This window comes from Bacillus sp. JJ1764 (assembly GCF_036962145.1).
Taxonomy (GTDB): domain Bacteria; phylum Bacillota; class Bacilli; order Bacillales; family Cytobacillaceae; genus Neobacillus.
In genome coordinates, this window is record NZ_JBALNY010000237.1 from 1 (window position 1) to 12,915 (window position 12,915).

15 protein-coding genes and 1 pseudogene are annotated in these 12,915 nt (G+C 35.3%); 6 read left to right on the top strand and 10 right to left on the bottom strand.

Annotation, left to right across the window (positions count from 1 at the left end; genetic code table 11):
• The first annotated feature begins 239 nt into the window (after positions 1 to 239).
• Positions 240 to 776 carry a helix-turn-helix domain-containing protein gene (locus tag V7083_RS23095; protein ID WP_335482489.1) on the top strand — a complete coding sequence of 179 codons (537 nt, stop codon included), beginning with the start codon at positions 240 to 242 and terminating at the stop codon, positions 774 to 776.
• Between the two features lie 58 nt (positions 777 to 834).
• Here the strand turns inward: V7083_RS23095 and V7083_RS23100 are convergent, their stop codons facing one another.
• The gene (locus tag V7083_RS23100; RefSeq protein ID WP_335482491.1) at positions 835 to 1,335 is read right to left on the bottom strand and encodes an arsinothricin resistance N-acetyltransferase ArsN1 family A; all 501 of its coding nucleotides are present in this window, start codon (positions 1,333 to 1,335) and stop codon (positions 835 to 837) included.
• Between the two features lie 119 nt (positions 1,336 to 1,454).
• On the opposite strand from V7083_RS23100, the gene V7083_RS23105 reads away from it, so the two are divergent.
• Entirely contained in the window at positions 1,455 to 1,901 is a 447-nt protein-coding gene (locus V7083_RS23105) for a MarR family winged helix-turn-helix transcriptional regulator (RefSeq protein ID WP_335482511.1), read from the top strand.
• Positions 1,902 to 2,154: 253 nt separating this feature from the next.
• The gene (locus V7083_RS23110) at positions 2,155 to 3,021 is read left to right on the top strand and encodes a permease (protein ID WP_335482493.1); all 867 of its coding nucleotides are present in this window, start codon (positions 2,155 to 2,157) and stop codon (positions 3,019 to 3,021) included.
• 492 nt (positions 3,022 to 3,513) lie between these two features.
• Here V7083_RS23110 and arsA read toward each other — a convergent pair whose 3' ends face one another.
• From arsA to V7083_RS23135, 5 genes are all read right to left on the bottom strand, one after another.
• Entirely contained in the window at positions 3,514 to 5,295 is a 1,782-nt protein-coding gene (arsA, locus tag V7083_RS23115) for an arsenical pump-driving ATPase (RefSeq protein ID WP_335482494.1), read from the bottom strand.
• A 17-nt stretch (positions 5,296 to 5,312) separates the two neighbouring features.
• On the bottom strand, positions 5,313 to 5,678 hold the full coding sequence (gene arsD / locus V7083_RS23120; RefSeq protein WP_335482496.1) for an arsenite efflux transporter metallochaperone ArsD: 366 nt from the start codon (positions 5,676 to 5,678) through the stop codon (positions 5,313 to 5,315).
• Between the two features lie 91 nt (positions 5,679 to 5,769).
• Positions 5,770 to 6,192, bottom strand: coding sequence for an arsenate reductase (thioredoxin) (gene arsC / locus V7083_RS23125; RefSeq protein WP_335482498.1), 423 nt, complete (start codon positions 6,190 to 6,192; stop codon positions 5,770 to 5,772).
• Positions 6,193 to 6,211: 19 nt separating this feature from the next.
• On the bottom strand, positions 6,212 to 7,267 hold the full coding sequence (gene arsB / locus V7083_RS23130; RefSeq protein WP_335482499.1) for an ACR3 family arsenite efflux transporter: 1,056 nt from the start codon (positions 7,265 to 7,267) through the stop codon (positions 6,212 to 6,214).
• Positions 7,268 to 7,294: 27 nt separating this feature from the next.
• Positions 7,295 to 7,642: an ArsR/SmtB family transcription factor gene (locus tag V7083_RS23135; protein WP_335482501.1), complete on the bottom strand. Its 348-nt coding sequence runs from the start codon at positions 7,640 to 7,642 to the stop codon at positions 7,295 to 7,297.
• 210 nt (positions 7,643 to 7,852) lie between these two features.
• Between V7083_RS23135 and V7083_RS23140 the strand changes: the two genes are divergently transcribed.
• Together V7083_RS23140 and V7083_RS23145 are read left to right on the top strand one after the other, a co-directional pair.
• A complete protein-coding gene (locus V7083_RS23140; protein ID WP_335482503.1) occupies positions 7,853 to 8,614 on the top strand; it encodes a SagB/ThcOx family dehydrogenase in 762 nt (253 codons plus the stop codon).
• 110 nt (positions 8,615 to 8,724) lie between these two features.
• Positions 8,725 to 8,961: a hypothetical protein gene (locus V7083_RS23145; protein WP_335482505.1), complete on the top strand. Its 237-nt coding sequence runs from the start codon at positions 8,725 to 8,727 to the stop codon at positions 8,959 to 8,961.
• Between the two features lie 248 nt (positions 8,962 to 9,209).
• Here the strand turns inward: V7083_RS23145 and V7083_RS23150 are convergent, their stop codons facing one another.
• Positions 9,210 to 9,593: a DUF4362 domain-containing protein gene (locus V7083_RS23150; protein ID WP_335482507.1), complete on the bottom strand. Its 384-nt coding sequence runs from the start codon at positions 9,591 to 9,593 to the stop codon at positions 9,210 to 9,212.
• Positions 9,594 to 9,713: 120 nt separating this feature from the next.
• Here V7083_RS23150 and V7083_RS23155 point away from each other — a divergent pair, with 120 nt between their 5' ends.
• Positions 9,714 to 11,063 carry a hypothetical protein gene (locus V7083_RS23155; RefSeq protein WP_335482508.1) on the top strand — a complete coding sequence of 450 codons (1,350 nt, stop codon included), beginning with the start codon at positions 9,714 to 9,716 and terminating at the stop codon, positions 11,061 to 11,063.
• A gap of 459 nt (positions 11,064 to 11,522) precedes the next feature.
• Here the strand turns inward: V7083_RS23155 and V7083_RS23160 are convergent, their stop codons facing one another.
• From V7083_RS23160 to V7083_RS23170, 3 genes and pseudogenes are all read right to left on the bottom strand, one after another.
• A complete protein-coding gene (locus V7083_RS23160) occupies positions 11,523 to 11,927 on the bottom strand; it encodes a VOC family protein (protein ID WP_335482509.1) in 405 nt (134 codons plus the stop codon).
• 356 nt (positions 11,928 to 12,283) lie between these two features.
• Positions 12,284 to 12,655, bottom strand: coding sequence for an iron chaperone (locus V7083_RS23165; RefSeq protein WP_335482510.1), 372 nt, complete (start codon positions 12,653 to 12,655; stop codon positions 12,284 to 12,286).
• Between the two features lie 98 nt (positions 12,656 to 12,753).
• A pseudogene (locus V7083_RS23170) lies at positions 12,754 to 12,903 on the bottom strand (helicase); the annotation flags it as partial.
• Between the last annotated feature and the right edge of the window lie 12 nt (positions 12,904 to 12,915).

The following is a 12,915-nucleotide window of genomic DNA, read 5'->3' on the forward strand; positions in this document are numbered from 1 at the left end:
TAATTCAAGATAAATAATACAATTTTTTATTTCAAACTGGCCTGGTTCATATATTTAGGCTGATGAATTTTAAACATCATTTCAATTCCCATTTCAAAATACCTCCTGTGATTTATAAAGTTTACCTATATGAATTTTAGTTCTTTTATAAAATACCAAATGCAAATATAGATTGTCAACGTATTTTTTGTTATTATGAATTAAAGTTTACTATTAGAAAACCATCTGAGGTGATAAACATGGATATCGGTTCTAAAATTCGTGCCATTCGAAATAGAAAAAAAATTACGATTGCCCAAATGTGCGAGGAAACAGGTCTATCAAAGGGGTTTATTAGCAATGTGGAGAACAATAATACGTCTCCATCCATCAGTACGTTACAAACAATTGCGGCATTTTTAAAGGTTCCTCTTCCCTATCTTTTGTTAGAAAAGGACGAACACATGACTGTAGTAAGGAAAAATGAACGAGTAGTAACGACTTATAAGGAGTCAAATTTAAAGGTAGAGCATGTCGCTGCCAGGGGCGGATTAAGCATTAGGTTGGTGGAAATTCCTCCTGGATCTTCTACCGGAGGAAGAAATGCCCATGAAGGTGAAGAATGCCACTTGGTTCTAAGTGGGAAGATTCTTGCTGAACAAGGAGAAGATTCCACAATTTTAGAACAGGGGGATACCTTCAGCTGGTGTGCTAGTGTCCCTCACTTTGTTAAAAATATTGGAGATGATGTTGCTAAAGTTTTAATTGCTGTCTATACTGAAGGATCAGAAATCTAAAAAGCCTTAAAGCTAGGATAAGCCTATTATCCTAGCTTTTTATTTTGAACATATGGAATTAATCAAAAACCTTTTCCATTATCATGACATCAACAAATTGACCATCTAATATGCCTTGGTTCTTAAAAACTCCCACCTCTCTATATCCGCTCTTTCTATAAAGACCTTGGCCAAGTTTATTGAATGGAAATGTAAATAAAACGATTTTATAAAAATCATTTTTTAAAGCAATTTGTTCCACTTCCTTGAGTAGTATGGAGCCGGCTCCTTTCCCTCTAAAGTCCCGTCTAATATAGATAGATAAATCTGCAACTCCAGCATATGCGCATCGATGAGAATACGGATTTAAAGAAGCCCATCCAACCACTTCATTGTTTTGTTCAATTACTGTTACCGCATACCGTCCATTATGATTGTTGAACCATTGAGTCATATATTCCATATCTTTCGGATCTACCTCCAATGTCGCAATCCTGTCTTCGATTCCTTGATTATAGATGTTTACGATCGATTTCAGGTCAGACATTGATGCTAGCCTCGTTCGAAATTCAAGTTTCATATTAATCCCCCAGTCCAATATGTAATCTATAAACATTATAAAAAAAGTTTTCTAATTTGGGAAGAAAAAGGTTGCAAGTTGCAAATAAAATGTATATAAATAAATCAGAGGTGAAAATGATGGAAAATCTTCGAGAATTGTTCCAAGTTATGACGAGACGATTTGGCCTTTTAAATAGAAACTGCTGTCAGGTCGGTGGAACGGACATATCGCTCGTTCAAAGTCATATCCTGTATGAACTGCTTCGCCGTGACAAACCTTCGATGCAACAGGTCTCGGATACTTTAGGGATGGATATAACGACGTTTAGCAGGCAGATACAAACATTAGTAAAAATGGAGTTGGTTTTAAAAACCCCGCTTCCTGAGGATCGACGAATCTATCAACTATCTTTAACTGCACAAGGTAAATATGTTGCGGCAAAGATTGATGCAGAAATGAACCAGTATCTTGATGAAGTATTTTCAAATATGAGTGAGTTCGAGCGGGATATGGTGATAAAATCAGTTAAGCTTCTAAATGAGGCCATGTCAAAGTCTACTGTTTGTTGTAAACCATTATTATGAGCAAGAATTCTTGCTCTTTTCGTTCAACACAATACTTGCAAATTGCAAATAAAAAGGAGATGGTTTAAATGCTTTTTAATGAAGTAGAATTAAAAACTTATTATGAAAGGAAGAAGGAAGAAATTGAAAAAGACATGAGTGCTATTAAATTTACAAAAAGTGTTCAAGCGGCAAAATTATACAGAAATTTGTTAATTCTGTTTNNGAGAGAAGTATGCTGTGAGATTTAAATTAAAAAATTAGGGGGTTACTTATGTGGACCGAGGTGTTTCATAGTTTTTTATCAATCGCAATGGAGCTAACCATATTGTTCATTGGAATTTCTTTTCTAATCAGCCTCTTACAAGGTGTTATACCATATAAGAAGATGGAACTAATAATGGAAAAAAGTCATCCAATGGTAAGTGCTCTCTTCGCTCTGGGATTTGCTTTTATTACGCCGTTTTGTTCCTGTTCCACTATCCCAGTCGTTGTTAATCTTTTAAACAAAAATGTTCGATTTGGGATTGTTATGATTTTTTTATTTGCATCTCCTGTTTTGGATCCAACCATCATTACATTAATGACAGCTGTACTAGGTGTTAAAGTGGCGGCCACTTATACGGTTATTACTTCGATTCTCTCTGTCATCATTGGTTTCACTTTAGAAAAGTTTGGTTTTGAATCACAAATAAAAAATGTTGTCGTTACAGGTTTTCATGAAAAGAATAAAAAATTGGACCTCAAAGCAGCTTTAATGGAAACTGTGCAGCTAATGAAGACTGTTTATCCATATTTATTAGTTGGTGCCTTTATTGGTGCTATTATTCATGAAGCGGTTCCGACAAGTTGGATTTCAACATTTATGGGAGGTGATAAGTGGTGGCTGATTCCAATCGCAGCAATTATTGGGATTCCACTATACATTAGACTTTCGACTATGATTCCCATTTCCCAGATCATGATTGCAAAAGGGATGGCAATGGGTCCTGTTATGGCACTAATGATTAGTTCAGCAGGTGCAAGTTTGCCGGAATTAACACTCTTGAATAGCATCTTTAAAAAGAAACTTGTTTTTGCATTCGTTGCTTCGGTATTTACCATGTCTACACTATCGGGATTTCTATTTTACATGATTTAAAAGGGAGAGATTTATTATGAGTATTTTAAAAAGCCTATTTGAAAAAAAAGGAAGCACATGCTGCGAGGTTAAAATTGAGGAAGTAAAGGATCAACCACAAGCAAATCCAAAAAATAGCTGCTGTAAATAAGGAACAGGGGTCTGACGGTGTCAGACCCTTGTTTCTATAACGGCTTCGTCTTAGCAACAGTCACTTTCATTTCCTAATAAAACAAGTCCATTTTTCTCTTGATTAAAGTCTAAGACCAGATTTTCAGTGTATGGCTCAATGTTAGAATCGATGGCTACCAAAACTTCATTTATGGTGACTACTTTATCATTTTCATCTGGCTCATCCAGAGCCAGTCCAACTTGTGGCTTTCCTCAGCTAAAACCTGCAAAATAAACTCGAATATTTTTGACATCGTGAAGTTGAAGCAACTGTTTCAATACATCACGTGCCTGATCTGTGATATTCATTTTTTCATCTCCTCAAAGAGTAACTTAATAGCTTTAATGCACTGTTGCTAAATAATATCGTTTTAATGATTCATAACCTTTATTCTCTTCACTCATAAGAGGGACTATGGCACATTTTTTTGCCAATTCATGATGAACCTTTAAAATCCAATTGTTTTCAGACAGTGCTCTCCCCTTCAATACAGGATCTTTAGTATCAGTAAAAGTAAGACTTTGGTTAATGACCCACCATCTTGGAACAATGTCTGCCCGTTTTAAATCGTCTTGTAATCGACTAGCTTCCAAAACTGGGGTTGCTTCTGCTAGCGTTACAATCACAACGCCTGTTTCTTTTGAATTTCTTAATCGTGGAAGTAACATTTTTACACTTTCAGGTATCTCACCTGTTGAACGTGCTAATTCTTTATGGTATGACTGTGCTGCATCTAATAAGAGCAAAGTGTGTCCTGTTGGTGCAGTATCAATCACAACAAATTCATTATTTGATCCTGCAACTACTTCTGCAAATGCGCGAAATACGGCTATTTCTTCTGTACAAGGTGAGTTTAAATCTTCTTGAATATACTCAATTGCTTCTTCATCGAGTTCATTACTTACTCTTGAAAGTACCTCTGCCTTGTAAGCCTCAACTTCTTCCTTAGGATTAATACGGCTGATGGTTAATTTGTCATTCCATTGACTGTCTTTAAAAATAAACTCTAAATGGGCTGCAGGGTCTGTTGTTGTTAAGTGAACCTTATGCCCCTTTTCAGCTAAGCCGACTGCTATGGCAGAGGCTATTGAAGTTTTACCGACTCCTCCCTTACCCATCGTAAAAATGACTTTGATGTGGTTGGCTGAAAAGTCCTCAATCACTTTCTTTAACCCTGGAAGAGGGATGGTCTCACTTTCAAAATCTGGTTGTATGTCTGGCATTGTAGATTGTTTAAATAAATAACGCAGGTTTTTTACACCTGTCAAGGAATAGGAAACAAACGGCAATGAATAGGTAACAACTCGTTTTAAGTCAGTAGGTATTTGCTTTAGTGCATTCCGTTGCCGTTGATAAAATGAAGAGGAAATTTTATCTTCAGGCAGAAAGGACTGCATGAATCCATTAATAATCAAAATTTGGTTCTTAATACCGATTTCCTTCAATTCTTTTGATGCACGATCTGCTTCGAATAAAGAAGTTTCTTCCGGCCTTGCTACTAAAATTAATGTAGTCTTAGTTGAATCAGAAAGAGCATTCATTGTTGCAGAGTAAACCTTTTTCTTTTCAGATAAACCTGAAAGAGGTCCAAGACAAGAAGCACCATGAGTGCTTCCCTTTAAAAATCCACTCCAAGCTGTCGGTAACTGAAGCAAGCGAAGAGTGTGGCCAGTAGGAGCAGTATCAAAAATGATATGATCATATGCATCAACGACTGATGAATCTGATAGTAAATTTGTAAATTCATCAAATGCAGCGATTTCAACCGTACATGCTCCAGACATTTGTTCTTCCATTGTCGCAACCACTGAATCTGGAAGCTTTCCCCGGTACGGCCCAATTATCCTGTTTCGATAAGTTCTTGCTGCTTCTTCTGGATCAAGGTTACAAGCAAATAGGTTTGGTACATGGGGAATTGCCATTGGAGTATTCGTTAGCCCAATTTCTAATACATCCTGTAAGTTTGACGCAGGATCCGTGCTAACAAGTAATACCTTTTTGCCCTCGTCTGCAAGGGATACAGCTGTAGCACAAGCAGTGGATGTTTTTCCAACTCCGCCCTTACCGGTAAAAAATAAAAACTTTGTTCTACTTACATATTTCGTATCAAAAGATTGAAACATGTTTTCACACTTCTTTCTTATTTCAATGGATTTAGATCAATGGTTAAACCTGACTTAGATTTTACAATGAGTTCCTCAGCATTAACCCCAAACCAATTAGCCAGTTCTTCATTAGCTGGATAAGAACCAATTTTGACAATCGTTCCTTCCACTAAGATGATCGGTAGGGAATCTGGACCTTTCTCATGAAGGACTTTGTTTACATCAGGATTCTCAACAAATTTGTCAGGTTCAGTTCCAAGGTTATATCGTTTAATATCAAACCCTTTTTTCTCTAATAAAAAGATGGCAGTTGCAACCCTTGCTAATTCAGGATCAACACTTGGCCCGCACACACCTGTTGGACAACATAATGCAGGATCAAAGATTTCAACTTTACCCATTAGACATCCTCCTAAAATATAAGTAATTACTTAAATAAACACTAAATTGAAAGCCAAGAGAATTTTATGCCCTTGGCTATTCACTTCCTTCTTACTCTCCCGTTTCAGCAAATCGCTTAATTCGATCTCTAATTTCATCACGAACCCGTTGAAAAAATGCCCATTTTTCTTCATCATTTCCTTGAGCTTTAGCCGGATCATCAAATCCCCAATGTACTCTTTTTACACTTGGTGGTGTAACGGGACATTTATCAGCTGCGTCCCCACATAAGGTCACAACTAAATCGGAGCTGTTTAGATAGACAGGATCAATAAGATCAGATGTTTGATAAGAAATATCAATTCCAGCTTCTTTCATCGCTTTTACTGCATTTGGGTTCAAGCCGTGAGTTTCAATGCCTGCACTTCTTATCTCCCAGCTATCACTTAAGTATTTTTTTGCCCATCCTTCAGCCATTTGACTTCTGCAGGAATTACCCGTGCATAAGAAGTAAATTTTCTTTTTGTTTTCCATGTTGAGCTCCGCCTCTTTTTTAGGATTTCGATTCTGAAAAATATTTTTTCTTAAACCATAAGGCCACATTAACCAGGGCTATCATAACAGGTACCTCTACAAGTGGGCCAATAACAGCAGCAAATGCTGCACCGGAATGGATCCCAAATACTCCCACGGCTACAGCAATCGCTAACTCAAAGTTGTTACTTCCTGCTGTAAAGGCAAGAGTGGTGGTAACTGGATAACTCGCACCGATCTTTCTTCCAAGAAAGAATGAAACAAAGAACATGATGATAAAGTAAATAAATAATGGGATCGCAACGCGAACAACATCTAATGGCAAGCTAACAATGACGTCACCTTTTAAAGAAAACATGATGATAATGGTAAATAATAAAGCAATTAACGTGATCGGGCTAATCTTAGGGATAAACACTTTTTCATACCATTGTCTCCCCTTTGCCTTTACCAACGTGAAGCGGGTAATCATTCCAGCAAAAAATGGGATTCCAAGATAGATAAATACGGATTTGGCTACTTCCAACATCGTAATGTTTACAACTGCCCCCTGAATTCCTAACCATCCAGGAATGATGGTCACAAACACATAGGCATAAACAGAGAAAAACAACATTTGGAAGATAGAATTGAATGCCACTAAGCCAGCAGCGTATTCCACATCTCCCTTAGCCAAATCATTCCACACAATGACCATCGCAATACAACGGGCTAAGCCAATCATAATCAGTCCAACCATATACTCTGGTTTATCCGGTAGAAAGATGATAGCTAGTAAAAACATAAGAACAGGTCCAATGATCCAGTTTTGCACAAGAGACAATACCAGGACTTTTACATCTTTAAAAACTCGCCCAATTTCCTCATATCGCACTTTCGCTAATGGAGGATACATCATTAAAATTAAGCCGATTGCAAGCGGAATTGATGTAGTTCCTACCTGCAAGCTGTTCATTTGATCCACAAATCCTGGAGCTACAAACCCCAGCCCAATACCTATTGCCATTGCAAGAAAAATCCAAATGGTTAAGTATCGATCTAAGAACGAGAGACGTTTCTTTTCTGAATTACTCATATTTCTCACTTCCTATTTACATTTAATCTAGCAGCCACATCGCAGTGTTGGATTGCTGTCTTCAATCAGTTTAATTTTATCGTTTTGATTTGGAACGTTTTCCAAAATATCTAGAAGAAGTCCATATAGCTCGTTTTGTAGGTTCAGGGAATAATAAATCCACTGGCCTCTTCTCTCTTCCTTCACCAGCCCAGCATCTTTCAATTTTCGTAAATGTTGGCTGATGGATGGCTGGCTTGTATCAAATACTTCTTGGAATTCGCAAACACAGCACTCTCGCTGTTTTAAAATAGCCATCATTGTTAATCTTGTTTTATCACCTAATAATTTTAGGACATTTGCCGCTTTTTCTAATTCAACTATTGAATGCAACAATATATTTCCTCCATTATGTATAAATATATAACTATTTGCTTATATATTATCCCAGTAAAAACATTAATTCAAGTCCTTTTATGGAAAGTAAACATTACGTTTTTGTTTGTTTGGAGTTTGTGAACAATTACGTAACTATGATACATATCACAGAAATATATACCTAAACGGGTATATTATTGAAGCAATGACATCATGGGAGGTTCTAACATGGGACGATATGAACAGCAAAGAAGTTTTTTAAAGTCTAACTTTCTTGAATTTAAACAGATTAAAACAGATAAAATAAAAGGATTGCCAAAACCACCGACAGTTAAGCCTTATCCCTCCTCTCTCAGTATTATTGATCTGCCGGAAGTGAACGAGGAGGTCCTAAAAACGGAAAATATTTATCATTGTATGAAGGAAAGAAGGAGTACCCGATTTTATTCTGAGGACAGCTTAAGTCTTGAGGAGTTATCTTATTTATTATGGGCTACTCAAGGGATTTCTGGCACCAATAAGGCTGGTTATACCCTTCGGACTGTACCGTGCAGTGGCGCCACACATACGTTTGAAACCTATTTATTCATTATGAGGGTGGAAGGAATTCAACAAGGAATCTATAGATATCTTCCGGTAGAGCATAAACTCTTATTTATGTTTGAATTGGATGAAATAGATCACAAAATTGATGCAATTACTCTAGATCAGCCTTTTGTGCCAAATTTTACGAAGAAGGCCGCAGTGGTATTTGCATGGAGCACCATTCCCTATCGTTCAGAATGGAAGTATGACATTTCTGCCCATAAAAAAATTCTTATTGATATTGGACATGTTTCACAAAATCTTTACTTAGCAAGTGAATCCATTGATGCTGGAGCTTGTGCGATTGGTATCTATGATCAAAAGCTGATTGATGATGTATTAAGGTTAGATGGAGATGATGAATTTGTCCTTTTCCTTGGTGCTGTTGGGAAAAAAAGAAAATAATATCATGCAAGATTAAAAGTTAAATATCTTGTAACATTTACCCCGTAGAGTATATAAGAACCGTTGTAAAATAAAATTGTAGGTAAAAATAACATGCGGAGGTAATGTAAATGAAGAAGAAATTAGTCACTAGTGCTTTTACTTTGCTCTTACTTCTTGGTTTGGGAACTGGAGTCATGGCCGCAACAAACAAGCTTCAGTGCAATGTGGGAGATTTTAAAAATATGCTCCCTATGATGCAAGAAAAGAATCCTAACTTAAGTGAAAAACAGTTGAAAGAAGTCCATAAAGACTGTGTAGCTAAAATGAAAAAAGAAACTGGTATGGATTGTATGAATAATAATTAACAGCCAAGGAGATTCTGTATGGAATTCAATTGGACAGGAAAAACTTGACGGCCTCAAACATTGGAAGCTGATACCTCACACGCATTAAAAAAATATCAAAAGTGGAATTTTTCAAGAGAGTGAAAAAGCAGTTCAAATTTGAAATGCTCTAGAATTAATATCTAGAGCATTTTTTATTAAATTATCAAATTTTCATTTATTATTTTAGGGAGTAGAATCGGGAAGACAGGTTGAGGTTCATTGAAACCTTATTGCCGTACAGTTAAGATTATATTCATTCTTTTAGTATTTTTGCATCCAGATAATTGATATTCGATTTTATTATCTTCTTTATTTTTTTTAATTGCTTCGCACGTAGTAACATCGACTTTTTGCTCTCCAAACTCATCTCTTGTTGTATCAAGGGTAGATTTGATGTTTTTACCGTTATATTTCAAATCATGTAAAATAGGGTCTCCTTCATTTGTGTAAGACACTACTCTGACTTCTCCGTTTTTACCATTAGTAACATCTTCTAAAAACTCCTTGAACTTTGAATAATTCGTAATCTTTCCATGTGTTTCTACCACATCTGTACTGGAAGGTTTGTAATTTCCGCAGCCTGCTATAAGGAATGATAAGACAATAACCATCGTTATAATATATATCCTTATTAGTAGCCCCCCTTGATATTTATTAAATTATATCACTTCGAAAGAAATAAATCCCCTAAATATGGATTATATTATATTATTTTACAAATTGGCTAAAAAATGGATATTAAATTACGACAAAAAAAGTTATATGAATCTATCAAATGGAAAAAATTGGTTAATATGAAAAAACTTTCAACCCTTTTTTTTACCTTAGCATTGCTTTTATTTTGGAATTCTTTTGGGTACGATGCAAAAGCCGACATTCATTCCTGCACCAGACAATGGTATGGAGTTAAGTTTGATAGTTCGGTGCCCAATACTACTTTTACCTGGTCTGGAACAACATATCGCTATCTTGATACATTCGAAAATGCTAGAGCCGAATGGAACGGATATTCCGGCGTATTCCTAGGTAAAACAGCTCATTCATGGGCAGATGTGTATTATGTTGGGACCACAAGCGAACCCGGTCTATTAGGAAGAGTATATCCAGTTGATGGATACTTGGATAATGTTTCTATGGATAGTAATTGGTTATTTGTACGGGTTAAAATTTTTCATAATACTATGTCTAACTATAATATGACTCCAACAGAAAGATTCTCTAATGCCACACATGAAGTTGGACATACCGTTAAAATGAAGCACCCTGCTTCTTATACTGGTAAAACTGTTATGCGCCAAGGGATACAAGCAATAGGAGCTCAAACTTACGATTATAACGAATTAGCGAGAAATGGTAAAAGGGAGGTTGTCGTTATGTTTTCTATTAAAAAGTTCTCTATTTCGATTCCACTAGCAGTATTGGTGTTTTTTGGATGTTATACCTTTGCTAAATCATATAACTCAGAAACGTATAATGAAGAAAAAGCAACAAAACCTGCGATTCAGGAATCTTCAAAGGGAAATATCAAAACTATCACATTAGAAGCAAACTATGTAGAATTAAATTCTGAAGAAGAATTAGCAGATAATGCTGATTTAATCATTGTTGGTACGCCTATTGATAATTTCTTAGACAGAGTACATAGGGTTACATACTCAGGTGATAATACCGTGGAGGATTACTATACAGAAACCAGGGTTAATGTCGAAAAGATTATAAAGGCACCTTCGGAAGTAACCATTGACAAAAATTCAGTTTTTAAAGTGGTAGAACCTGCGGTTGGCATCATTGAAAACAGAGTAAAAGGAAAAACAAAGGTTAGAACTGGACCTTACACTGAGATGAAAAAGAATATGACCTACCTATTGTTTTTAAAGAAAAATATAAATGGTGATTATAGTATTATGTTTAATACACTTGGAAGATATAATATCGACAACAAAGATGCCGAAGATGAGGCTGTTGAAAACTATAGTGAAGAGTATGATAGTTGGAAAGTGAAAAAAATAAAATACGAGAAATATTTCGAGAAAAAGTTGATTTATAGAACAAGGGCAGTTAGCCTTTGTGATGGGAATTAATGCAAAAACTACCAATAAAGGAACAAACACTAAAAATAAAAAGTGCTCTAGATTCAAAATCTAGAGCATTTGTTATTTTATTATATTTAAACGAATTTCGAAAAAACGATGTAGTATATATAGGATTGATTCAGAGATGGAATAGATACACCAACTATTCCTTGGATTTGGCTATACCAGGCTGAATCCTATATTAATTTGAAGTTCACTATAATTTCAAATAAAACTTCCAACATTTTTGTAGGTTGTTAACTTAATATAGTGAAGCGCCCAGGTATAGCAAAGAGACAGACCTGATTTTCTTCTATAAGTTAAGCTGCCCATTACTTCAATATGAAAAGAGCCTTGCCCCTTGATAAAGCAAAGCTCCCTTTAAGTGCATTTCTTCACAGACTATTTGATAACAGTGAAAGTTAATTTTTCCGATTATGAACTAAATAGAAACTATTTGTATATCGGTTATATTCCTCTGTTATCCCTTAGTTCAACTATTGTACCTTCAGGTGCAATTAATTTACACAAATAGCCATTTTCCACTTGATAAATTTCTTCTCCATTTTTCAGTATAAAATCATAACCCAATTGTTTAATAGTTTGGACTTCTTTAACTAAGTCATCTACCCATATACAAAAATGATTGATCCCCTGTGTTTTTGGATTTACATAATTAAGATTCTCACCTATTTTACCAGTTTGAAGCTCCATATAGAATGCACCTAATTTTAACCAAGAGTTATAGGAACGATTATGGAAATTAGGAAATTCTTCGATTAATTCAAAACCAAGAATATCCCTATAAAATTTTAAGGATTCTTCGTAATTATTCGTTTGTATACAAATATGGTGAACAAATTTTGTTGTCATTTTTCTCTCCTTTAGTTTTCTACTTCTATTTAAGGATAACACCATATTTCTAGTTTTTCTTCTGAAATATTCTGCTCTTTAGCTCAATAAGAAAAGGAGAGGCCACCTTACGGTAAATTGTACTCCTCTCCCCTTTACAGAACCGTGCTTGCGCTATTATCGCACACGGGTCCTCCAATCATCATTTTCCCCTTTTGTTTAAGTTTAAATATTCGCAATATTTCCTTCATCTTAACAAGTTCTCTCTTAAATGTCTTCGGACGTTACCTAAAGACGCCTTCTTATTCAAGAAAAGCGTAGATCGTGAAAGATCAGTAGTACATGTCTTGTAAAACTAACAAATTATTCCTTCTTTTTTATTTGACCTTCCGCTTTCCTTTGTTTTCACCAACTCTAAATTTTACTATTTGACTTATTAATTCATAAGGGATGGGTTTTCCAATAGGGAATTGAACTGCACCTTTTGAGGTCTTATATCCCGATAATTCATGTTTAAAAGTATTAATGCCACTTGGAGTTGGATAAAACCCTATGTGGTTATTGAATGCAGCAAAATGAACGAGATTTCCATCCAATACAAAAGTAGGCATTCGATAGCTTATTTTTTCCTCAGCATTTGGTGCTGATTCTTTTATAACCTTTCTCAATGTTTTTAGTATTTCTTGAATCTCTTGAGGAAATTGTAAAATATATTCATCAATTGATTTAGGAATAATGGTTTGTTCCATAATATTTCTCCTTTTCTAAATCTAAATTTTAAAATAAATCTATAAATATTTGTTCTCCTTGATTATTATCCTCTTTGAACACTGCAATCGCATCAAAAAGTCGTAAATTTATCATCGGCAAGCAGTCTTTCTCCATACCCATTCATCAAAATGGAGTATTGTTGCAATTTTTGAATAAGCTGCAATTTCGTAAGTCCGCAAACCTCTACAGTTAATAAAATATATTTATGTTTTGTATAACATTCTATAAGGTCAGTATC

Coding starts and splice junctions, on each gene's coding strand:
- V7083_RS23165 (WP_335482510.1), bottom strand. CDS start 12,655: ATGGAACAAACCATTATTCCTAAATCAATTGATGAATATATTTTACAA.
- V7083_RS23155 (WP_335482508.1), top strand. CDS start 9,714: ATGGATATTAAATTACGACAAAAAAAGTTATATGAATCTATCAAATGG.
- arsB (WP_335482499.1), bottom strand. CDS start 7,267: ATGAGTAATTCAGAAAAGAAACGTCTCTCGTTCTTAGATCGATACTTA.
- V7083_RS23150 (WP_335482507.1), bottom strand. CDS start 9,593: ATGGTTATTGTCTTATCATTCCTTATAGCAGGCTGCGGAAATTACAAA.
- V7083_RS23140 (WP_335482503.1), top strand. CDS start 7,853: ATGGGACGATATGAACAGCAAAGAAGTTTTTTAAAGTCTAACTTTCTT.
- arsD (WP_335482496.1), bottom strand. CDS start 5,678: ATGGGTAAAGTTGAAATCTTTGATCCTGCATTATGTTGTCCAACAGGT.
- V7083_RS23110 (WP_335482493.1), top strand. CDS start 2,155: ATGTGGACCGAGGTGTTTCATAGTTTTTTATCAATCGCAATGGAGCTA.
- V7083_RS23100 (WP_335482491.1), bottom strand. CDS start 1,335: ATGAAACTTGAATTTCGAACGAGGCTAGCATCAATGTCTGACCTGAAA.
- arsC (WP_335482498.1), bottom strand. CDS start 6,192: ATGGAAAACAAAAAGAAAATTTACTTCTTATGCACGGGTAATTCCTGC.
- V7083_RS23105 (WP_335482511.1), top strand. CDS start 1,455: ATGGAAAATCTTCGAGAATTGTTCCAAGTTATGACGAGACGATTTGGC.
- V7083_RS23160 (WP_335482509.1), bottom strand. CDS start 11,927: ATGACAACAAAATTTGTTCACCATATTTGTATACAAACGAATAATTAC.
- V7083_RS23095 (WP_335482489.1), top strand. CDS start 240: ATGGATATCGGTTCTAAAATTCGTGCCATTCGAAATAGAAAAAAAATT.
- arsA (WP_335482494.1), bottom strand. CDS start 5,295: ATGTTTCAATCTTTTGATACGAAATATGTAAGTAGAACAAAGTTTTTA.
- V7083_RS23145 (WP_335482505.1), top strand. CDS start 8,725: ATGAAGAAGAAATTAGTCACTAGTGCTTTTACTTTGCTCTTACTTCTT.